Here is a 21566-nt window from a genome sequence, read left to right as displayed (position 1 = left end):
CGGTGTCAGAGCGCCGATTTGGCCGGCCTGCCGGCGATATAGGTCTCGGCGATCGCCCGGTCGTCGCCGAGCGTCTGCAGCAGGAACAGCTCCTCGGCAAGCGTGGTGACGGCTTCCATCTTCAGCGCCATGGCCGGGGTCGCGCGCGCATCGAGTACAACGATATCGGCATCGCTGCCCGGCTCCAGCGTGCCGATCCTGTCGGCAAGGCCAAGCGCCTCGGCATTGCCGCGGGTCATGTGGAAGACGCTCTCCAGCGGCGTCAGCCTTTCGCCGCGCAATTGCTGGATCTTGTAGGCCTCGTCCATGGTCTTCAGCATCGAATAGCTGGTGCCGCCGCCGATATCGGTGGCGACCGCGATGCGCACCGGCCTGTCCCGGCGCTCGAATTCCTTCAGCGGAAACAGGCCGGAGCCGAGAAACAGGTTCGATGTCGGGCAATGGACGGCGACCGCGCCGGTTTCCGACAACGCATCGCGCTCGCGCTCCGAAAGGTGGATCGCGTGGCCGAGCAGCATGTTGGGGCGCAGCAGGCCGTAATGCGCGTAGATATCGGTGTAGTCCTTCGCCTTCGGATAGAGCGAGCAGGCGAATTCGATCTCCGCCAGGTTTTCCGACAGATGCGTCTGGATATGCAGGTCGGGATGCTCGCGGGCGAGTGCGGCCGCCATCTCCATCTGCTCCGGCGTGGAGGTGATGGCGAAGCGCGGCGAGATGACCACATGGTTGCGGCCCCTGCCGTGCCAGTCGGCGATCACGGCCTTGGTGTCGTCATAGCTCGATTGCGGCGTATCCGTCAGCGCGTCCGGGGCATTGCGATCCATCATCACCTTGCCGCCGAGCATCAGCATGTTGCGGCGCGCGGCTTCCGCGAAATAGGCGTCGGCGGAGGCCTTGTGGACCGAGCAGTAGGCAACGGATGTGGTGGTGCCCTGGCGGATCATCTCGTCGAAGAAGGCGACGGCGATGCGGGCGGCGTGCGCGGAATCGACGAAGCGCTGTTCCTCGACAAAGGTGTAGGTGTTGAGCCATTCCAGCAGGTTCGCAGCATAGGAGCCGATCACCTGCATCTGCGGGAAGTGCAGATGGGTGTCGATCAGGCCCGGCAGGATCAGATGCGGGCGATGATCGATGATCGCGACGTCCTCCGGGGCCTGCGCCCGGACATCGCCAAACGCGCCGCAGGCGGTGATGCGGCCGTCTTCGATCAGCAGGCCGCCATCTTCCTCGTAGAGATAGCTTCCCGTATCCGACAGGTTCTCGGGGCGGCGGTGAAACGACAGCAACCGCCCCCTGAGGATCATTCGCTCTTTGCCTGCGTGCTCGACCTGTACCATGCCACCAGCTTTGCCCGTTCGTCCGGCGTCATGCCGGTCACGTTACCCGGAGGCATGGCATGGCTGCGCCCGGCCTGCAAGTAAATCTGGTTGGCGCGCGAGGCGATTTCGGCGTCGGTCTCGAAGCGCACATTGAGCGGCGGGCGGTGAATGCCCTCATAGACGGGCTCGGCCATGTGGCACATAGAACAGCGTGTTGAGACGACCTGTTTGGCGTCGGCGAAATGCGGGTCCGCGGCAAATTTCTCGAAGGCGGGGGCGACAGCCATGTCGGGGTTTTCCACCTTGAAGAATTGCGGCGAGGTGGACAGCCACATGATCACGATGAAGATGAGCGCGGTCAGCAGCCAGGTCCAGTTCGGCTGACCCTTGCGGGCGTGCACGGTGTTGAAATAGTGCCTTATGGTAACGCCCATCAGGAAAACCAGCGAGGCGATGATCCAGCTATAGGTGGTCGCGAATGCCAGCGGATAGTGGTTCGACAGCATGAAGAAGATGACCGGCAGCGTCAGGTAGTTGTTGTGGAGCGAGCGCTGCTTGGCCTCCTTGCCGAGCTTGGGGTCGGGCGTCCTTCCGGCCTTCAGATCAGCGACCACGATCTTCTGGTTGGGAATGATCACGAAGAACACGTTTGCCGTCATGATCGTCGCCGTGAATGCGCCCATATGCAGGAAGGCGGCGCGGCCGGTGAACAGATGCGAGTACCCCCAGGCCATGAACACCAGCAGCACATAGAGCAGCAGCATCAGGCCGATGGTGTGCTTGCCGAGCGGCGATTTGCACAGATAATGGTAAAACAGCCAGCCGATCGACAGCGACGCCAGCGAGATCAGGATCGCGACCGGGGCCGAGACGTCGAGCACGCTGCGGTTGACCAGGAAAAGGTCCGCGCCGCCATAATAGACCAGCGCCAGCATCAGGAAGCCGGACATCCAGGTGAAATAGGATTCCCATTTGAACCAGATCAGGTGCTCCGGCATGTGCGCGGGCGCGACCATGTATTTCTGGATATTGTAGAAGCCGCCGCCATGGACCTGCCATTCCTCGCCGGAAACGCCTTCGGGCAATCCGGGACGGGCGACGAGGCCGAGATCGAGCGCGATGAAATAAAAGGATGAGCCGATCCAGGCGATGGCGGTGATGACATGCAGCCAGCGCACGGCGAATTGCGCCCACTCCCACATGATGGCGAGTTCAAACATAAAGTGTCCCCAAAACTAAGATCGTCCCGATGATGCGCAATTTCTACGCGAAAAAAAAGAGATGTTTTGCAAATGATCGCAAATAGATAGGAAGGCGTTACCGGGCTGCATCCGTAGTGTGCAGCCTGCCCGCTTTTGCGGCATGAATGACCGAAATCAGTTCAGCTGCAACCAGAGCGGCAATCACCGCCGGGCGCTTGTCGGAAACCGCGGTGCCGCCGATAGGCATGACAAGGCGGGAAAGCGCGGCCTCGGAGAGCTCCTGTTTTCCGGCGTAGCTCAGAAAGGTGGCGCGTTTGGTCTTCGAGCCGATCATGCCGCAATAGGAAAGGTCATCGCGCTTCAGCGCCTCGGTGGCGATCAGGAAATCCAGCGCGTGGTCGTGGGTGAGGATCACGGCGGCCCCGCCGGCGGGAATGTTGGCGACCTCGGCCTCCGGCAGGGGGGAGAGCCGAAGCTCCACGTCCTCGGGCAGAGCCTCGACCATGTCCGGCCGGCTCTCGATGATCACGGTGTTGAAGGGCAGCGGCGCGAGCGCCGCCGACAGCGCCGAGCCGACATGGCCGCCGCCGAAGATGAACACCGAGGGCTGGCGGGCGGTCTCTGTCTCAAGTCGCGCGAGAAAGGTTGCGATGGTCGCCGCGTCGGCGACCTCGAATGCCAGCTCCGTACGCCCGCCGCAGCACTGGCCGATATCCGGGCCGAGAGCGATATCGAGCCGGGTTTGCGCCGTGCGGCCCGCAAGCAGCGCGCGGGCGTGGTCGATGGCGAAATATTCAAGCTGTCCGCCGCCGATCGTGCCTGAGGTGGCACCGGCCGAGACGGCGATCGCGGCTCCGGCCTCACGCGGCGTCGAGCCTTTGATCGCCGCGACGGTGACGATGACGGATGGACCGTGCGTCGCAAAGAACCGCCGATATGTCTCCGCCTCGCCCATCGTTCAAACCTGCTTCATCCGCTCGACCGCCATCAGCACGCGTTCCGGCGTGGCTGGCGCATCGAGGCGCGGGCAGACGCGATAGTCGGCGACGCTGGCGACGGCCATCGAGATCGCCTCTAGCGCGGAGATCGCCAGCATGAAGGGCGGTTCGCCGACGGCCTTGGAGCGGCCGATGGTCGGTTCGCGGTTTTCGGAAAAATCTGTGAGCTTGACGTTGAAGATCTTCGGCCGGTCGGAGGCGAGCGGGATCTTGTAGGTGGAGGGCGCGTGGGTTCTGAGGTGGCCCTTGTCGTTCCACCACAGCTCTTCAGTTGTCAGCCAGCCCATGCCCTGAATGAATCCGCCCTCGATCTGGCCGATATCAATGGTCGGGTTCAGCGAGCGGCCGACATCGTGGAGGATGTCGGTGCGTTCGAAGATATATTCGCCGGTCAGCGTGTCGATCGAGACCTCGGTGCAGGCCGCGCCATAGGCGAAATAGTAGAACGGCCGGCCTTTGCCCGCCGCCCGGTCCCAGTGGATTTTCGGGGTCTTGTAGAAACCCGCTGCCGAAAGCTGGATACGGCCGAAATAGGCGGCCTTCACCAGATCGGGGAAGGGGATTTCCTTGCTCCCGATCCGCACACGATTGGGCAGGAACTCGATGTCCTCGGCCGCGACCTGATAGTGGCTGGCCGCAAACCCGATCAGCCGATCCTTGATTTCCTTCGCCGCATTATAGGCCGCCATGCCGTTGAGGTCGGAGCCCGAGGAGGCTGCGGTGGCGGAGGTGTTGGGCACCTTGCCGGTGGTGGTGGCGGTGATCTTCACCCGCTCCAGATCGATCTGGAACACGTCGGCGACCACCTGCGCGACCTTGATATAGAGCCCCTGGCCCATCTCCGTGCCGCCATGGTTCAGCTGCACCGAACCGTCCTGATAGACATGGACGAGCGCGCCGGCCTGGTTGAAGGCGGTCATGGTGAAGGAGATGCCGAATTTCACCGGCGTCAGCGCGATGCCCTTCCTGATGATCGGGCTCGTCCTGTTGAAATCGATGATCGCCTGCCGCCGGGCGCGGTAGTCGGCGCTTTGCTCCAGCTCCTCGACCATGCGCAGGATGATGTTGTCCTCCACTGTCTGGTGATAGGGCGTGACATCGCGGCCGGAGCCGTTGGGCCCGTAGAAATTCGCCTTGCGGATATCGAGCGGGTCGCGGCCCAGCGCATAGGCGATTTCCTCGATGAAGCGCTCGCCGGCCAGCATGCCCTGCGGCCCGCCGAAACCGCGATAGGCGGTGTTGGAGCAGGTATGGGTCTTGAGCGGCCGCGTCACCAGATGGACGTTCGGGTAGTAGTAGGAACTGTCGGCGTGAAACAGCGTGCGGTCGGTCACCGGACCGGAGAGATCGGCGGAAAAGCCGCAGCGGGCGGCGAAGGTGGCGTCCACCGCCTCGATGACGCCGTCATCGTCATAGCCGATGTCGTAGAAGGCGACGAAGTCATGCCGCTTGCCGGTCATGATCATGTCTTCGTCGCGGTCGGGGCGGAATTTTATCGCGCGGTTCAGCTTCTTCGCCGCCAGGGCTGCGATCGCCGCAAAGCCGTTGCCCTGCGTCTCCTTGCCGCCGAAGCCGCCGCCCATGCGCCGCTGGTAGACGGTGACCGCGTTGGAGGGGATGTCGAGGACATGCCCGACGACATGCTGGATCTCGCTCGGGTGCTGGGTGGAGGACCAGACCGCCACCTCGTCATCCTCGCCGGGGATCGCCAGCGCGATCTGGCCTTCGAGATAGAAATGCTCCTGGCCGCCAATTTCCATCTCGGCGGTGATCCGGTTCTTCGCCGTTTCGAGCGCCGCCCTGGCATCGCCGCGCTGGAGCTTCAGCGGCGTGATCACGTCCGGCGCGTTATGGGCGAGCGCATCGCGCACGCTGGTCCAGAACGGCAGGTCCTCATAGGTGATTTCGGCCAGTTTCGCCGCCGCGCGGGCCTGATGGCGGGTCTCGGCGATCACGGCGAAGATGAGCTGGCCGTGATATTCGACGATTTCGTCGGCAAACAGCGGCTCGTCGTGGTGCCCGCCCGACGAGATATCGTTGACGCCGGGCACGTCCTTGCCGGTGAGAACGCAGACCACACCAGGGGCCGCCTCGACCTTGGAGAGGTCCATGGCGACGATCTTGGCATGCGGCCGGTCGGAAAGGCCGACGCCGGCATGGAGCAGGCCGGCGGGTTCCGGCATGTCGTCGATATATTCGGCGGTGCCCGCCACATGCTTGTGGGCGGAATCATGCACCCGGGATTTGTGGATGCCGCCGGAGATTTCGGCCTTCAGCTTGGCGGTGTCGTGGATTGCCTTGTCCATCGCTTACGCCTCCTCTTCGGCAAAACGGCGCAGTTCCTGCGCGTCGCCGCCGGTCTCAAGCAGGAACCGCGTCAAAAGGTTCTTCGCCGTCAGCATGCGGTATGCGGCGGTGGCGCGCATATCGGTCATCGGCTGGTAGTCGTCCTCGAAGGCCGCGCGCGCCGCTTCCACCGTTTCGCTGTTCCAGGGCTTGCCGGAAAGCGCGGCCTCCACATGGGAAGCGCGCTTGGGAATGCCCGCCATGCCGCCATAAGCGATGCGGATGGTCGCGACCGTGCCGTCCTCGGCAAGCTTCAGATAATATGCGCCGCAGACGGCGGAGATATCCTCCTCGCGACGCTTGGCAACCTTGTAGACCGCGAAATGGCTGCCGGACGTGGGCTTCGGCACGGTGAGCGACAGCACGAACTCGCCGGGCTTGCGGTCCTGCTTGCCGTAGTCGCGGAAATAGTCCTGCAGGGCGATGGTGCGGGTGCCGTTTGTCGATTGCAGCGTCAGCGTGGCGCCGAGCGCGATCAGGGCGGGCGGGGTGTCGCCGATCGGCGAGCCATTGGCGACATTGCCGCCGATCGTGCCCATATTGCGCACCTGTTCGCCGCCGATCCTGAAGATCAGCCGGGAAAAGGCCGGGATTTTTTCCGCCAGCGCCGGCAGCGCCTCGGAATAGGTGACACCCGCGCCGATGATGAAGCTCGTATCCGTCTCGGTGATGGTCTGCAGCTCTTCGAGCTGGTTGATGAACACCATCGGGTTCAGCCTGCGCATCTGCTTTGTGACCCACAGCCCGACATCGGTGGAGCCGGCGACGATGGTGGCGTCGCGATATTCCTTCAGCGTCTCGGCAAGCGCTGCGATCGAGCCCGGGATGATGGCGCGGCTGGTCTCGTCGCCGACCGTGATCGTGGCATCCGTCTTCATGCCGGCAAGCCGCGTCATCACGCTGTCGCGCTCGCGGGCAATCGCGTCGAAGGCCGCATCCGGGCGGATGGCCGAGGCCTTCTCGGCGGCCTTCACGATCGGCTCGTAGCCGGTGCAGCGACAGAGATTGCCCTGCAGCGCCTTTTCGATGGCGAAGCGCGATGGCTTCTCGTTTTCCATCCACAGCGCGTAAAGCGACATCACGATGCCCGGCGTGCAGAAGCCGCATTGCGAGCCGTTGAGATCCACCATCGCCTGCTGCACCGGGTGCAGCGTGCCGTCTTTCGCCGCCAGATGCTCGATCGTGACCACATGGGTGGCGTTGAGCGAGGCGGTGAAACGGATGCAGGCATTGACGGTCTCGTAGACCAGCCTGCCGCGCGTCAGCCGGCCCACAAGCACGGTGCAGGCGCCGCAATCGCCTTCCGCGCAACCTTCCTTGGAGCCGGTCAGCCGCTTTTTGATGCGCAGATAGTCGAGCAGCGTCTCCGAGGGCGACATCGCGTCAAGCGCAATTTCCTCATCGTTCAGTATGAACCGTATCGTCATCCATTGTCCTTCATTCCGCTCGTTCGAGCGTCACTTGGCCGTCCAGCCGCCATCGATCGAAATATGAGTGCCGGTCACCTGGGCCGCCGCGTCGCTTGCCAGATAGAGCGCGGTCGCGGCGATCTGCTCGACGGTCACGAATTCCTTCGTCGGCTGGGCTGCCAGCAGCACGTCCGATTTCACCTGTTCCTCGGTCATGCCGCGCGCCTTGGCGGTGTCGGGTATCTGCGCCTCCACAAGGGGCGTCAGCACATAGCCGGGACAGATCGCGTTGACCGTGATTTTGTGTTCGGCAAGTTCCAGCGCCACCGTCTTGGTCAGCCCCATCATGCCGTGCTTGGCCGAGACATAGGCCGCCTTGAACGGCGAGGCGACGAGGCCGTGGGCGGAGACCAGATTGATGATGCGGCCCGAGCCCGCCTTCTTCATCAGCGGCACGGCGTGACGGATAGTATGGAACGAACTCGTCAGATTGATGGCGATGATCCGGTCCCATTGTTCCGGCGGAAAATCCTCGATCGGGCTGACATGCTGAATGCCGGCATTGTTGACCAGCACATCGATGCCGCCGAACGTATCCGCGGCGGATGCGATCATCGCCTCGATCTCGTCCGGCTTCGTCATGTCGGCGGGGTGGTAGATCACCGATCCGCTGCCCAGCGCGCCGATACGCTCGACCGCTTCGTCGATCTCCGCCTGGCTGCCGAAGCCGTTCAACACGATGTTGTCGCCCGCCGCCGCAAAGCCCTCGGCGATGCCGAGCCCGATGCCGCTGGTGGAGCCGGTAATCACGACAGTCCGCGCCATTCTTCAGTCCATTCCCGTTCTTGATGTTTTGTCGGAAAGGTTATGCGCAATCAGCAATCCATGCAATCGCCCGAAGAGGCGTGAATGCAGCCGGTTCGGAAAAAATTGACCAAACGGTTCGAAAATGCCGCTGCAGATCCCGACTCGCATTTTCTGTCGGTCTTCAAGCGCCGTTTGTTGTCGATTTGTCTCTAGAGGTCGACTTCCTGAGCAAACCGCATGAACCAGAAAAACATCGTGCACCACAGTGCCGCCCTTATATGCCAGACGAGGGATGCTATGGGATAGATGCGCCATTCGATGCCACGGGCAGGCCATCGGATCGTAAAGGAGGAACCTCTTCTGGCGAGCGTGCCCACGGCGACGAAACTGGTTGCAAGCACGGCGGAAAAGGTGATCCTGTCGGAATCGAGCCCAAAGAACACCAAAAACGTCACCACTATCGCCATCATCGCGCTAACGCCCAAAACGGGACGCAGGGCGTAGCGCAGGTGGCCGTCTTTCCCGCCGTCATCCTTCGGCGCTGCCACCCACGGAAAAAGAGCGGCGATAACGGTTCGGAAATAGGAGTGCAGATTGGCCTGCATGATGTCGAGGATCGCGACAACAAAGATGTAAAGGATGCCGAGGGTCAGGCCGACCATCGGTGCCATAAGGCTGATGCAGCCCAGCGATGCCTGGCACTCCGAATACTCCATGCCGACCTGCTTCCCCCGGGCCGTTTTCCTTGACGCATCTTGTGATGGAAATGCAGTCGGTGCAACCTGAAGAGGCGTCACGAGACAATGCGGTCACAAAGCCTGAACAATCCGTCACCCCGCGCAGGGCCATGACATTCGCCCATGATTGCTCCATATGCTGGGGAAACCAAGCTGAAGCGACACGACGCGCTTGAAAGGATGAGTATGGAACTGGGCGTTTTCACCTTTGCCGATGTCGATCCCGCCGACGGCATCGATCGCGGCCGCGAGGCCGAAAAGCGGATGAAGAACCTGATGGAGGAAATCAAGCTCGCCGACAGCGTCGGGCTCGATGTCTTCGGCGTTGGCGAGCACCACCGCGTCGACTATCTGGTGTCCTCGCCGGCCACGGTGCTGGCGGGAGCGGCGACGATCACCGAAAACATCCGCCTCACCAGCGCGGTCTCGATCCTCTCTTCGGATGATCCGGTGCGGGTGTTCCAGCAATTCTCCTCCGTCGATCTGCTTTCGGGCGGCCGCGCCGAGATCATGGCCGGCCGCGGCTCCTTCATCGAAAGCTTCCCGCTGTTCGGCTATCCGCTGGAAGCCTATGACCAATTGTTCGAGGAAAAGCTCGATCTGTTGCTGAAGCTCCGCGACAACGAGACGGTGACGTGGTCGGGCAAGACCCGGGCGCCGATCAACAACCTGCCGGTCTATCCCCGTCCGGTGCAGGACCCGCTGCCGGTGTGGATCGCGGCCGGCGGCACGCCGCAATCGATGGCGCGCGCCGGCTTTCTCGGCCTGCCGCTGATCATCGCCATTCTCGGCGGCCAGCCGCGCCGGTTCGCGCCGCTGTTCGATCTTCACAGGAAGGCCGGCGAGCAGGCGGGGCATGACGTATCGAAGCTGAAGCGCGCGATCTCCGTCCACGGATTTCTCGCCGATACCACCGAAAAGGCCGCAGACATTTTCTACGAGCCGCAAAAGGCCGTAATGGACCGGATCGGGCGCGAGCGCGGCTGGGGCCCGCAAAGCCGGGCGCAATATGATGCGACGCGCGGGCCGGAAGGCGCGCTTTTCGTCGGCGGGCCGGAGGAGCTGGCGAAGAAGATCGTCGCCCATCAGCGCATCATGGGGCTCGACCGGTTCATGATTCAGTTCGCCGTCGGGCTTGTGCCGCATGACGAAGTGTTGCATGCCATCGAACTTTACGGCACGAAAGTCGCGCCGATGGTGAAGGAAATGCTGGCTCAGGGAGAGCCGGTCTGAAAGAAAGCGTCCCATGATTGTCGAGACTGAAGAAGAACTGGCCGCGCTGAAGGATATCGGCCGGATCTGCGCCACCGCGATTGAAAAAATGGCGGCGGCGCTGGAGCCGGGCATCACCACGCTGGAGCTCGACAATATCGGCCGCGCTTTCCTGGAGGAAAATGGCGCGCAATCGGCGCCGGAGGTGACCTACCGCTTTCCCGGCGCTACCTGCATTTCGGTCAACGAGGAAGTGGCCCACGGCATTCCCGGCGACCGGGTGATTGCCGCAGGCGACCTCGTCAATATCGACGTCTCGGCCGAAAAAGACGGTTTCTTTTCCGATACCGGCGCGTCCTTCGCCGTGCCGCCGGTCACCTCCAAGGTCAAGCGGCTGTGCCGCGACGGCAAGCGGGCGATGTGGACCGGCATCAATCAGGTCAAACCCGGAAGCGGCTTTTCCGCGATCGGCAACGCGATCGGCGATTTTGCCCGCAAGAATCGCTATTCGCTGATCCAGAACCTCGCCAGCCACGGCATCGGCCGGTCGCTGCACGAGGAGCCCGCCGAGCTTTCCACCTGGCCGGACAGGGCCGAGCGGCGGATCATCGCCGAAGGCCAGGTTTTCACCGTCGAGCCGTTTCTGTCGCTCGGCGGCGAATGGGCGGAGGAGGAAGACCGCGAATGGGTGCTCTATTCCCAGCCGCGCGCGCTCACCGTCCAGTTCGAACACACGATCGTCGCCACCCGCAACGGGCCGCTGGTGCTGACGCTGGGCGAGGGGGCCGGGGGGTGATTTAGCCGCGGCGGCTGCCCACGGGAATGTGAGGCACCTTAATTATCTTTAATTTCTCTTTGTTAAGCCAAATGCCGTAAGACTTGCGAAAGCGCAAACATTTCCGGAAGGCCTGCTCTTGTTTCAGTCATTTTTTCCCCGGCCGAAATGGTTTTTCCTCTCCGCTCTGATATGGACCCTGGTCGCCATCGCCGGCTGGTACGGCGTGGTCCGCGAACTCGGCGTCAGTATCGGGTTCAAGCCGTTTCCCGAGGGTGATCAACCGATCGGGCTTGCGCATTTCTTCACGCCGGATTTTCTCTGGTTCTACCTCTACTACGCCGTATTCTCGGTCATCTTCGGCGTGTTCTGGTGGATTGTCGGCGACAATCGCAAATGGCAGCTCTGGTCGGTCTGGGGCTCGCAGCTGATCATCTTCATCACCTATTTTTCGGTGCAGATATCGGTCGCGATCAACAACTGGCGCCGCCCGTTCGGCGATACGCTGCAGGCAGCGCTGCAGGGCGAGGCCGGCATTACCGCGCAGGATTTCTACACGCTGATGCTGATCTTCCTGCAGATCGCCTTCCTGTCCGTCACGCTGTTCATCGTCACGCGCTTCTTCGTCAGCCACTATATCTTCCGCTGGCGCACGGCGATGAACGATTACTACACCGGCATGTGGGATCGCGTCCGCCACATCGAGGGTGCTTCCCAGCGCGTGCAGGAAGACACGATGCGCTTCGCCTCGATCATGGAAGGCCTCGGCGTCTCGATGATCGATTCGGTGATGACGCTGATCGCCTTCCTGCCGGTGCTGTTCTCGCTGTCGCAATATGTCACCGAACTGCCGATCGTCGGCGCAATCCCGGCGCCGCTTTTCACCGCCGCGATCTTCTGGTCGCTGTTCGGCACGATCCTGATGGTGGTGGTCGGCGTCAAGCTGCCGGGGCTCGAATTCCGCAACCAGCGTGTTGAGGCGGCCTATCGTAAGGAACTCGTCTATGGCGAGGACCATGCCGACCGCGCGCAGCCGGAAACCCTAGTCGAACTGTTCGACAATGTGCGGCGCAACTATTTCCGGCTCTATCTGCACTACACCTATTTCAACCTCGCCCGCTCGCTCTACCTGCAGGCCGACAATATCTTCGCCTATTTCATCCTCGTCCCGGCGATCGTGGCGGGGGCTGTGACCTATGGTCTCGTGCAGCAGATCGTGACGGCCTTCGGGCAGGTCGCAAGCTCGTTCCAGTATCTCGTGATGTCATGGTCGACGATCATCGAACTGATCTCGATCTACAAGCGTCTTGCCGCCTTCGAGGCCGCGATCTTCGGCCAGAAATTGCCCGAGATCGACCAAGAGGATTATCAGGAGCCCGGCGGCGACGTTGTCGAGCCGCATCCCGAGGGGTAAAGCTGAGAAAGGACGGGGTTGTCACCCGATCCCGTCGGTCCCATTGGCCTGTCGCGACTTCGACTGGAACACTTCTAAATGGCGCGCTTCCGGCTTATGGTGGCGTCGGGTGGATTGTTCTTTCGGGGTTCCTTCATGGTCATGCTCATAATCGCCGTTCTGCTTTTCACCGGAACGCATCTCATTCACACCTTCGCGCCGGGGTTTCGCCAGTCGATCATCGACCGCATCGGCGAGAACCCGTGGAAGGGCTTGTTTTCGCTCGCGGCGCTGGCCGAATTCGTTTTTCTCGTGTTCGCCTTCGGCCAGGCGCGCCAAAGCGGGGCGGTTTTCTACTCGCCGCCATTCTGGATGGCGCATATCACCATCCTGTTGATGCTGATCGCGATGATCTGTCTTTCGGCGAGCTTCTTTCCGCCGGGCAAGATCGCGGCGATCGCCAAGCATCCGATGGTGCTGTCGGTCAAGATCTGGGCGCTCGCCCATCTTCTGGCCAATGGCGAGGCGGCCTCGGTCATCCTGTTTGCCGGTATCCTGATCTGGGCGGTGATCCTGCGCATTTCTCTGGCGCGGCGTGAGCGGGCAGGGCTTTTGACGCGCAAGCCCTTCGTCTCGGCGCGCTATGACGCCTATGCCTTTATCCTCGGCATCGTGCTGTGGGGGCTGTTCATCTGGAAGCTGCATGTCTGGCTGATCGGCGTGCCGATCCAGTTCGCCGCATAATCGGTGCGGCGAAGCGCCTTTTGCCCTTACAACAGAGCGAAAAAACGGTTAGAAGGCCCGGCACGTAACAAAATGCATGCCGGAGTGACGGAATGGCAGATCAGAACGACAGCTTTATCCGCGAGGTTAATGAGGAACTGCGTTCCGACAGGATGAAAGATGCCTGGCGACGCTATGGCAAGATTCTGATTGCGGCTGCCGTCATTCTCGTGGTCGGCACGGCCGGCTGGCGCGGTTACGAATACTGGCAATCCCGCGAGGCGGCGAAATCCGGCGACGTGTTCCTCACCGCGCTGAACCAGATCGAGGCCGGCAATCTCGATGCCGCCGAACAGACGCTGGCCCAGCTCGAGCAGGAAGGCCACGGTTCCTATCCGGTGCTGGCGCAGCTGCGCGCCGCCACCCTGCTTTCCGAAGCGGGCGACACCGCCGCGGCGATCTCGGCCTTCTCGTCGATCGGCAAGGACCGCTCGGTGCCGGAAGCGATCCGCGATGCGGCGAAGCTGCGCGCCGGCTGGCTGCTGGTCGATACCGGCACCTATGAGCAGGTGTCCGCCGAGGTCGAGGAATTGTCGAATGACGGCAATCCGTTCCGCTTCTCCGCGCGCGAAATCCTCGGCCTGTCGGCCTACCGGCTAAAGGATTACACCCGCGCCCAGCAATGGTTCGAGGCGATTGCCAACGATCCGGAAGCCCCGCGCAATGTGCTGAACCGCGCCCAGATCATGCTCGAAGTGATGACCGCCGACGGCAATGTCGCCGAGACCGCGGCCGGCTGACACGTCTTTCGCGGCGAGGCGAAGCGCGCGAAAAAGCGGCGGGACATGACCGCCAGGAGAAACATTTCATGAGTTTCAAGGTCGCCATCGTCGGAAGACCCAATGTCGGCAAGTCGACCCTGTTCAACCGTCTGGTCGGGCAGAAGCTGGCGCTTGTCGACGACACGCCGGGTGTCACCCGCGACCGCCGTCCGGGCGAGGCGCGGCTTGCGGATCTGCGTTTCACCATCATCGATACGGCCGGCCTTGAAGAGGCTGCCGCCGACACCCTGCCGGGGCGGATGCGCGCCCAGACCGAGGCGGCGATCGACGAGGCGGATCTGTCGCTGTTCGTCATCGACGCCAAGGCCGGGCTGACGCCGGCGGACAATACGCTCGCCGAAATGGTGCGCCGCCGCGGCAAGCCCGTGGTGCTGGTCGCCAACAAGGCCGAGGCGCGCGGCTCCGATGCCGGCTTCTACGACGCCTTCACGCTCGGCCTTGGCGAACCCTGCCCGATTTCCGCCGAGCACGGCCAGGGCATGCACGATCTGCGCGACGCGATCGTCGAGGCGATCGGCGAGGAGCGCGCCTTCCCGAAGGAAGAGCCCGCCGAGGAAGCGCTCACCGATGTGATGCTGACCAAGGAAGAGGCCGACAACCCGGAGGAGGCGGCCCCCTATGACGACAGCAAGCCGCTTCGGGTCGCGATCGTCGGGCGGCCGAACGCGGGCAAGTCGACCCTGATCAACCGCTATCTCGGCGAGGAGCGGCTGCTGACCGGCCCCGAGGCCGGCATCACCCGCGATTCGATCTCGGTCGAATGGGAATGGCGCGGCCGGCCGATCAAGCTGTTCGACACGGCCGGCATGCGCCGCAAGGCGCGGGTGGTCGAAAAGCTCGAAAAGCTCTCGGTCTCCGATGCGCTGCGCGCGATCCGCTTTGCCGAATGCGTGGTGATCGTGTTCGACGCGACGATCCCGTTCGAGAAACAGGACCTCCAGATCGTCGATCTGGTGCTGCGCGAGGGCCGCGCCGCCGTGCTCGCCTTCAACAAATGGGACATGATCGAGGATCGCCAGGCCGTGCTAGCCGATCTGCGCGAGAAGACCGAGCGGCTGTTGCCGCAGGCGCGCGGCATCCGCGCCGTGCCGATCTCCGGCGAGCGCGGCACCGGCCTCGACAAGCTGATGCAGGCGATCGCCGACACCGACAAGGTCTGGAACCGGCGCATCTCCACCGCAAGGCTCAACCGCTGGCTCGACCACCAGACCATCAGCCATCCCCCGCCCGCCGTCTCCGGCAGGCGGCTGAAGATGAAATACATGACGCAGGTGAAGACCCGCCCGCCGGGTTTCATGATCTCCTGCACGCGGCCGGATGCGGTGCCGGAAAGCTATATCCGCTACCTGACCAACGGCCTGCGCAATGATTTCGAGATGCCGGGCGTCCCGATCCGCATCCACTTCCGCGCCGGCGAGAACCCGTTCGAGCACAAGCGCAAGAAGAAGCGGTAGGTAATCTCAGCTGGGGTCAGGCCCCGGCCGGCTTGAATTCGATTTCGATCGCCACATCCACATCGTCACTGAGCGCCGGCGTCGCGAATGTCAGGCCCCAGAGCGAGCGTTTGACCGTCATGTGGCCGGAAAAGCCAAGCTTGGCGATCTTCTCGATCGGGTGCTCGGCGAGCGAGCCGTTGAAGACGACATCCATCACGGCCGGATGGGTTTCTCCGCGCATGGTGAGGTTGCCCTCGATCCGGCCGGTATTCTCGCCGGTGATCGTGATGCTGTCCGAGACGAAAGTGATCGGGCTTGCAGCAAGGAATGCCGGATCGCCGCCGATCTTGCCGTCGAAATCCTCGACTTCCGGGAAGGGGAAATCGGTTCTGACATTGGTGGGATCGATTTCCACCGTCAGCTTTGAAAGCGCGGGCTGGTCGGCGTTCCAGTTGAGCCGCGCGTTGGCGCCGATGAAGCGGGCGGTGAAGTGCGACAGGCCGAAATGGTCGATCTTCCAGGTTACGCTGGTGTGCGGGCTGTCCTGTTCATAAAGGCCGCTCGGCGCTGGCTGCGGGCCGTCCGCCATCGCGGGGGCGGCGATCATGAGGGCGAGCAGAAGGGTATTGATACGCATTGTCGTTCTCCAGAATGTAGAGCTTTGTGATTGTCGTGCAGAAGCGCCCGGCGCAGGCGGCGCAGTCTTCCGGGCTGCAGCCGCTGCCGTTTTCGGCGGTGGTCATGCCGCCAGTCCGATGCCGGTCTGAACGGCGGCGAACTCCGCCTCCGTCAGGCTGGGGCGGATCGCGAATTCGACGACCGCGTTGAAGACCTCCGCGGGCATGGCGCGATACATACCGCCGACCATCGCATTGCGCTCGGCCGGGTTCATCGCCGGCAACATCATGCGGGTAAACGCCATGTTCTCCTCCGGCGGGATCGAGGCGATGATGCGCATCTCGATCGCCTGCAGTTCCGCATCGGAGAAATTCTGCCAGAGGATCGGGCAGAGCACGGTTTCCTCTTCATGCATATGGGCGAAGTCATCGGCGATATAGGCCGCGAAGGTGAGGTAGAGCCCACGTCCGGCCTCGACGCGCGCAGCGCCGCTGGCATTCTCCACCGCGGTGATTTTGTTGGCGATGATGGCGAAGGCCTTTCGGTGATCGTCGTGCTGCTCATCGACGAGACCGGTGCCGATCCCCCTTTCGTGGAGGGCCGCATGGATCTCCCTGTCCTCGTGTTCGACATGGGCGGCGGCCATCGAAAGCAGGCGCTTCATATCGGAAAGAAGCTTCTCGGTCGTGGCGGCATCGGTGAAGTCATTCGCGCCGAGGCGCGTAAGGAGCAGGCATTGCGTGCGACGCAGCCCCTTGTGGACGCTGCCGTAGAGGTCATAGCGGTGCGCAAGGATAGGCGTGTTGGTCATGAAGTCGTTATGGCTCATTTCGGTCTCGCTGGTTTGTTGCAAATGCCGGCAATCCGGCGGCGGCTCCTGCATTAGCGACACGCCTCGCGCCGCGCTTCCTAAAAGCTTGCTAAGCGCTGCTCCGCTTTCCTAAATCTTTCCTATTTGCGGGTTGTGGCTATGCCGATCCGACGGTCGCGGGTAGAATAGTGTCACGGCAATCGCGCCTGCTCTGGGGAACAAGGTGCTTGAAGGCGACGTCGCGGCTTTTCTGTCCGGCAACGTGATGATTGTTGCAGCGACCACCGACGCGGCGCTGCGGCCCCATGTCGGCCGCGGATGCGGCGCCTATTTCGATGCGGATCAGGGCGATATCGTCCTCCTGGCCTCTTCGAGCCAGTGGCCGGGCTTCCACGCCAATGCGAGAAAGGGCGGGTTGATCGCCGTGACCTTTGCCAATCCGGGCACGTATCGCGCTGTGCAGGTAAAGGGTTCTATCGGCTCGGTCGCGCCGGCGAACCTCGAGCAGACGGAACGGGCGAGCCGCTATATGGAAGAGATGCTCGATCTGCTGGCCGGCCTCGGCGTCAGCCGTCTTCAGCTTTCCTCGGTGTTCTGCGATGCCGATCTGGCGGCGGTCCGGTTCTGGCCGGCCGATCTTTTCGTGCAGACCCCGGGCCCTGGCGCCGGCGCGCGGATATGGAGCGAGAAATGCTGAGCGTTCCGCTGGAGGCGATCCGCGACAGTTTCGAGGGCATCATGCCCTCCGTTATCGCGACCAGCGATGCCGCGGGCATGCCCAATATCTCCTATCTCTCGCAGGTCCATTACGTCGACAGCGAACGTGTCGGCCTTTCCAACCAGTTTTTTTCGAAGACGGCGGCCAATATCGCGATAACGGGCAGGGCTACTCTGGTCGTGCTGGACGGACGCACGGGCTTGCAGCATGTCCTCGACCTTGTGTTCGAGCGCTCCGACCTTTCCGGTGGTATATTCGATCGTCTCGCCGCCCAGTTCGATGTGATGGCGGGTCTTCAGGAGACGTCGCACATGTTGCGGCTAAGGGCCGTGGACATCTACCGGGTGGAGGCGTGCAACCGCATCGATCCGGTCGCGCCGTTGGCGCTGCCGCCGCCGCTGTTGCAAAACTGCGAAAACCATCTCTGGCAAGCTGCCGTAACAACAGGTGAACTCGCCACGCTCGGCGATGCCGAGACGCTTCTCGACGTTAGCCTTGCGGTTTTGGAAAAACGTTTCGGGTTCGCTCACTCCATGATCTTGATCGCCGATCTTGAGACAAACAGGCTCGTGACCGTCGCAAGCCGTGGCTATCCGCATTTCGGCTTTGGGGCCGAGATCCCCATCGGAGACGGCATTATCGGCATTGCCGCCGAACGCCGGCAAACCGTCCGCATCCCCGATCTAAGACGCAGCCGGCGTTACGTCTCTGCAATCGCCTCTGCTGCTGCTGCAACGTATGACGAAATTCCCATGCCGACGATCGATGAGCCGCAAAGCCAGGTTGCGGTGCCGATGATCGCCGGCGGACGCCTTGTCGGCGTGATGTTTGCCGAATCCGAAAGAAGCTTCGACTTTTCGCATAACGAGGAAGCCGCCCTCAGGGTGGTTGGGGCGCAGGTGGCCGCAGGTCTGGTTAATTTCGAGGTCGCTGATGGTCTGGGCGAGGCGAGCCCTCAGGCCGCCGCGTCGGCGGCTGAAAGCGGCGATGAAAGCAGTTTCGTGTTTCAGTTTTTCCCGCGTGACGGCGGCGTGTTCATCGACAATGAATACGTCATTCGGGGCGTGCCGGGCCGGCTGCTGCATCATTTCGTAAGCAATTATGCGCAGTCGGACAGGACGGTTTTCTCCAACCGCGAAATCCGTCGGGACAAGAGCCTCAACCTGCCGGATTTTAAGGACAATCTGGAGACCCGTCTGATCCTGTTGCGCCGGCGGCTGGAAGAACGCGGCGGGCCGGTGCGGCTGGAGCGCCCCGGGCGCGGTCAGATCCGGCTGGTGATCGACGGAAAGCCGGAAATTTCGATCGTGGATGAATAGCGGTGCGACAACCCGACTGAACCTCAGCCGTCATGTGCGCGGATCACATTGTCATGGAACTGCGCGGCGGCGGCTTCCCAGGTGTAGGTCGCGGCCAGTTCGCGGGCCTTTTCCGATGAGCAATCAAGCGCCTTCAGGCAGGCGGCCTTAAGGTCCTCGTCGAGTGCGCCCGCCTGTTCATGTCCGCCGAGGATATCGGCCGGGCCGGTGACGGGGAAGGCTGCGACCGGAATGCCGGATGACAGCGCCTCGATGATGGTGTTACCGAAGGTGTCGGTCTTGGAGGTGAAGACGAAGACATCGGCCTCGGCATAGGCCTTGGCCAGTTCGTCGCCTTTCAGCATGCCGAGAAAATGGGCCTTCGGATATTTCTGCTCCAGATCGCGCCGCGCGGGACCATCGCCGACGATCACGATGCTGCCCGGCAGGTCGAGCGCAAGCAGTGCCTGGATGTTCTTTTCCACCGCCACGCGCGCGACCGTCAGGAAGATCGGGCGGGCAAGGCCGCCAAACGGGGCATCCGTCTTCGGGCGGGGATAGAACAGGGTGTTGTCGATCCCCCGGCTCCAGCGCATCAGATTATTGAAGCCGTGGCCTTCCAGCTCGCGGGCTAGGCTTTCGGTGGCGACCATGCAGCCATTGCCGGCATTATGGAAATTGCGCATTACCGAATAGAGCCAGCTTGCCGGGATGGGCAGGCGGGCGGAGACATATTCGGGAAACCGCGTGTGGTAGCTCGTCGAAAAGCGGAACTTCCGTTTGCGGCACCAGCGCCGCGCCTTGTAGCCGAGCGGCCCTTCGGTGGCGATATGAACGTAATCCGGGCGGCTTTCCTCGATCAGGCGGGCCACGTGACGGTAGCTCGCAAGCGCCAGGCGGATTTCAGGATAGGTCGGCATGCCCATATTGCGAAACATGTCGGGGGTGATCATCGTCACCTCCATGCCCATCTTCGCCAGCTCGCGATTGGTGTTCTCTATGGTGCGAACCACGCCGTTGACCTGCGGATGCCAGGCATCCGAGATGACAGTCAGTCTCTTCACCGGTTCAGCCATTCACGGAATGTCCTTTGACAAAAGGCATTTGCGGGTTTCAGCCGCTTTAGCCCGCGCATATGTCAGTCATATTACAGTGGCACTTTCGGCGCGATTGTGCGTTGCAAAAGAAATGCCGCGCCGCATTTACCTCGGGCGGGCGCGGAGATAGGCTCAGGACCAGACATTTCGAGCAAGGAATTTTCAATGACGGACGGCAATACCGGCAATTGGTGGCGTGGCGGCGTCATCTACCAGATCTATCCCCGCTCCTTTCAGGATACCACAGGCGACGGCATCGGCGATCTGCCCGGCATCACCCGGCGGCTCACCTATGTGGCCGAGCTCGGCGTCGATGCGATCTGGCTGTCGCCGTTCTTCAAGTCGCCGATGGCCGACATGGGCTACGATGTCTCGGATTATCGCGATGTCGATCCGATGTTCGGCACGCTCGATGATTTCAGGGCGCTGGTGGACGAGGCCCACAGGCTCGGCCTGAAGGTCATCATCGATCAGGTGCTGTCGCATACCTCCGACCAGCATCCCTGGTTCAAGGAAAGCCGTTCGAGCAAGGACAACCCAAAGGCCGACTGGTATGTCTGGGCCGATGCCAAGCCCGACGGCACGGCGCCCAACAACTGGATGTCGATCTTCGGCGGGCCGGGCTGGGAGTGGGACGGCACCCGCAAGCAGTATTACATGCACAATTTCCTGACGAGCCAGCCCGATCTCAACTTTCATTGCGAGAAGGTGCAGGATGCGTTGCTCGACGCGGTCCGGTTCTGGCTCGATCTCGGGGTGGACGGCTTCCGCCTCGATACGGTCAACTACTATTTCTGCGACGACAAGCTGCGCGACAATCCGCCAATGCTGGAGGATGACGATGCCGCAGGCCTCGATGCGCCGGACGTCAATCCCTACGGCTTTCAGAAGCACATCTATGACAAGACAAGGCCGGAGAATATCGGCTTTCTCCAGCGTTTCCGGGCGCTGCTCGATGAATATGACGACCGCTCCTCGGTGGGCGAGGTCGGCGACGGTGCGCGCTCTTTGAAGACGGTTGCCGACTATACCGCCGGCAACGACAAGCTTCACATGTGTTACACCTTCGATTTCCTCGGCCCGGATTTCTCGCCGGCCCATATCCGCAAATGCGTGGAGAATTTCTTCACCGTGGTGTCCGACGGCTGGGTGTGCTGGGCGTTTTCAAACCACGATGTCGATCGCCATGTCTCGCGCTTCGCCAAAACGGAAGCCGAGCGCGAACCGGTCGCGCGGCTCGCCATTTCGATTCTGGCAACGCTGCGGGGGTCGATCTGCCTCTATCAGGGCGAGGAACTCGGCCTGCCGCAGGCGGAGCTTGCCTTCGAGGATCTGCGCGATCCCTATGGCATTCGCTTCTGGCCCTCCTACAAGGGCCGCGACGGCTGCCGCACGCCGATGCCATGGAGCAATGTGCCGCCCGATGCCGGCTTCTCCACGGCCGAAAAGCCCTGGCTGCCGGTGCCGGAAGCCCATCTGGCGCTTTCGGTGTTCGAGCAGGCGCCCCGACCGGACTCGGTCTATAGCCATTACCGCGCCACGCTCGCCTTTCGCGCCGAGCATGCGGCGCTGTTTGACGGCGATATCGAATTTCACGACTGCGACAGTGACGACGTGCTGATGTTTACCCGCAGCAAGGGCAATGAAACCCTGCTGTTCATCTTCAACTTCGCCGACACGCCGCAGGACGTGCCGTTGCAGATGACCGTCGACCACGTCAAATCCGTCGATCTGCCGGGCATGACGGGCGTGCTGAACGGCGCCGAGGTGGAACTCGGCGCCTTCGACGGGTTTTGCGCGCGGATCTAGAACAGGTTCGCCGTGC

The 21566-nt window shown here is 62.4% G+C and carries 19 protein-coding genes; 9 read left to right on the top strand and 10 right to left on the bottom strand.

Translation table 11 applies throughout. The features are described from left to right. Positions 1 to 5: 5 nt before the first annotated feature. From guaD to V6767_RS06490, 7 genes are all read right to left on the bottom strand, one after another. The gene (gene guaD, locus V6767_RS06520; protein WP_448472713.1) at positions 6 to 1337 is read right to left on the bottom strand and encodes a guanine deaminase; all 1332 of its coding nucleotides are present in this window, start codon (positions 1335 to 1337) and stop codon (positions 6 to 8) included. Beyond that, positions 1301 to 2539 (bottom strand): urate hydroxylase PuuD, encoded by a 1239-nt coding sequence (locus V6767_RS06515; protein ID WP_448472712.1) that lies wholly within the window; start codon positions 2537 to 2539, stop codon positions 1301 to 1303. The genes guaD and V6767_RS06515 overlap by 37 nt, the downstream gene beginning before the upstream one ends. Before the next feature lie 97 nt (positions 2540 to 2636). Continuing rightward, entirely contained in the window at positions 2637 to 3476 is an 840-nt protein-coding gene (xdhC, locus tag V6767_RS06510; RefSeq protein WP_448472711.1) for a xanthine dehydrogenase accessory protein XdhC, read from the bottom strand. 3 nt (positions 3477 to 3479) lie between these two features. Continuing rightward, positions 3480 to 5825: a xanthine dehydrogenase molybdopterin binding subunit gene (gene xdhB, locus V6767_RS06505; protein WP_448472710.1), complete on the bottom strand. Its 2346-nt coding sequence runs from the start codon at positions 5823 to 5825 to the stop codon at positions 3480 to 3482. Between the two features lie 3 nt (positions 5826 to 5828). Then, positions 5829 to 7292 carry a xanthine dehydrogenase small subunit gene (gene xdhA, locus V6767_RS06500; RefSeq protein WP_448472709.1) on the bottom strand — a complete coding sequence of 488 codons (1464 nt, stop codon included), beginning with the start codon at positions 7290 to 7292 and terminating at the stop codon, positions 5829 to 5831. 30 nt (positions 7293 to 7322) lie between these two features. Beyond that, positions 7323 to 8099: a 3-hydroxybutyrate dehydrogenase gene (locus tag V6767_RS06495; RefSeq protein WP_448472708.1), complete on the bottom strand. Its 777-nt coding sequence runs from the start codon at positions 8097 to 8099 to the stop codon at positions 7323 to 7325. Between the two features lie 191 nt (positions 8100 to 8290). Continuing rightward, positions 8291 to 8797 (bottom strand): hypothetical protein, encoded by a 507-nt coding sequence (locus tag V6767_RS06490; RefSeq protein WP_448472707.1) that lies wholly within the window; start codon positions 8795 to 8797, stop codon positions 8291 to 8293. Positions 8798 to 9004: 207 nt separating this feature from the next. Between V6767_RS06490 and V6767_RS06485 the strand changes: the two genes are divergently transcribed. From V6767_RS06485 to der, 6 genes are all read left to right on the top strand, one after another. Next, positions 9005 to 10051, top strand: coding sequence for an LLM class flavin-dependent oxidoreductase (locus V6767_RS06485; RefSeq protein ID WP_448472811.1), 1047 nt, complete (start codon positions 9005 to 9007; stop codon positions 10049 to 10051). Between the two features lie 13 nt (positions 10052 to 10064). Further along, a complete protein-coding gene (map, locus tag V6767_RS06480; RefSeq protein WP_448472706.1) occupies positions 10065 to 10826 on the top strand; it encodes a type I methionyl aminopeptidase in 762 nt (253 codons plus the stop codon). A gap of 118 nt (positions 10827 to 10944) precedes the next feature. Further along, complete coding sequence (gene sbmA / locus V6767_RS06475) at positions 10945 to 12219, top strand: peptide antibiotic transporter SbmA (RefSeq protein WP_448430855.1); 1275 nt, start codon at positions 10945 to 10947, stop codon at positions 12217 to 12219. A gap of 135 nt (positions 12220 to 12354) precedes the next feature. Further along, positions 12355 to 12942, top strand: coding sequence for an NnrU family protein (locus V6767_RS06470; RefSeq protein ID WP_448472705.1), 588 nt, complete (start codon positions 12355 to 12357; stop codon positions 12940 to 12942). Positions 12943 to 13034: 92 nt separating this feature from the next. After that, a complete protein-coding gene (locus tag V6767_RS06465) occupies positions 13035 to 13721 on the top strand; it encodes a tetratricopeptide repeat protein (RefSeq protein WP_448472704.1) in 687 nt (228 codons plus the stop codon). 68 nt (positions 13722 to 13789) lie between these two features. Then, the gene (gene der, locus V6767_RS06460; RefSeq protein ID WP_448472703.1) at positions 13790 to 15217 is read left to right on the top strand and encodes a ribosome biogenesis GTPase Der; all 1428 of its coding nucleotides are present in this window, start codon (positions 13790 to 13792) and stop codon (positions 15215 to 15217) included. A gap of 16 nt (positions 15218 to 15233) precedes the next feature. On the opposite strand, the gene V6767_RS06455 is transcribed toward der, so the two are convergent. Then, positions 15234 to 15836, bottom strand: a complete 603-nt coding sequence (locus V6767_RS06455; protein ID WP_448472702.1) for a YceI family protein — start codon at positions 15834 to 15836, stop codon at positions 15234 to 15236. Positions 15837 to 15938: 102 nt separating this feature from the next. Further along, positions 15939 to 16646, bottom strand: a complete 708-nt coding sequence (locus V6767_RS06450; RefSeq protein WP_448472701.1) for a hemerythrin domain-containing protein — start codon at positions 16644 to 16646, stop codon at positions 15939 to 15941. A gap of 205 nt (positions 16647 to 16851) precedes the next feature. Between V6767_RS06450 and V6767_RS06445 the strand changes: the two genes are divergently transcribed. Together V6767_RS06445 and V6767_RS06440 are read left to right on the top strand one after the other, a co-directional pair. Next, positions 16852 to 17325: a hypothetical protein gene (locus V6767_RS06445; protein ID WP_448472700.1), complete on the top strand. Its 474-nt coding sequence runs from the start codon at positions 16852 to 16854 to the stop codon at positions 17323 to 17325. Further along, positions 17319 to 18665 (top strand): GAF domain-containing protein, encoded by a 1347-nt coding sequence (locus V6767_RS06440; RefSeq protein WP_448472699.1) that lies wholly within the window; start codon positions 17319 to 17321, stop codon positions 18663 to 18665. Before V6767_RS06445 ends, V6767_RS06440 begins: the two co-directional genes overlap by 7 nt. Positions 18666 to 18688: 23 nt before the next feature. On the opposite strand, the gene V6767_RS06435 is transcribed toward V6767_RS06440, so the two are convergent. Further along, positions 18689 to 19720, bottom strand: coding sequence for a glycosyltransferase family 4 protein (locus tag V6767_RS06435; protein ID WP_448472698.1), 1032 nt, complete (start codon positions 19718 to 19720; stop codon positions 18689 to 18691). Between the two features lie 186 nt (positions 19721 to 19906). Between V6767_RS06435 and bglA the strand changes: the two genes are divergently transcribed. After that, positions 19907 to 21550: a beta-galactosidase BglA gene (bglA, locus tag V6767_RS06430; RefSeq protein WP_448472697.1), complete on the top strand. Its 1644-nt coding sequence runs from the start codon at positions 19907 to 19909 to the stop codon at positions 21548 to 21550. The last annotated feature ends 16 nt before the right edge of the window (positions 21551 to 21566 follow it).

It is taken from the genome of Martelella sp. FLE1502, assembly GCF_053484255.1.
Note: the sequence above shows the minus strand (reverse complement) of the source record. Positions and strands in the feature narration are given on the sequence as shown.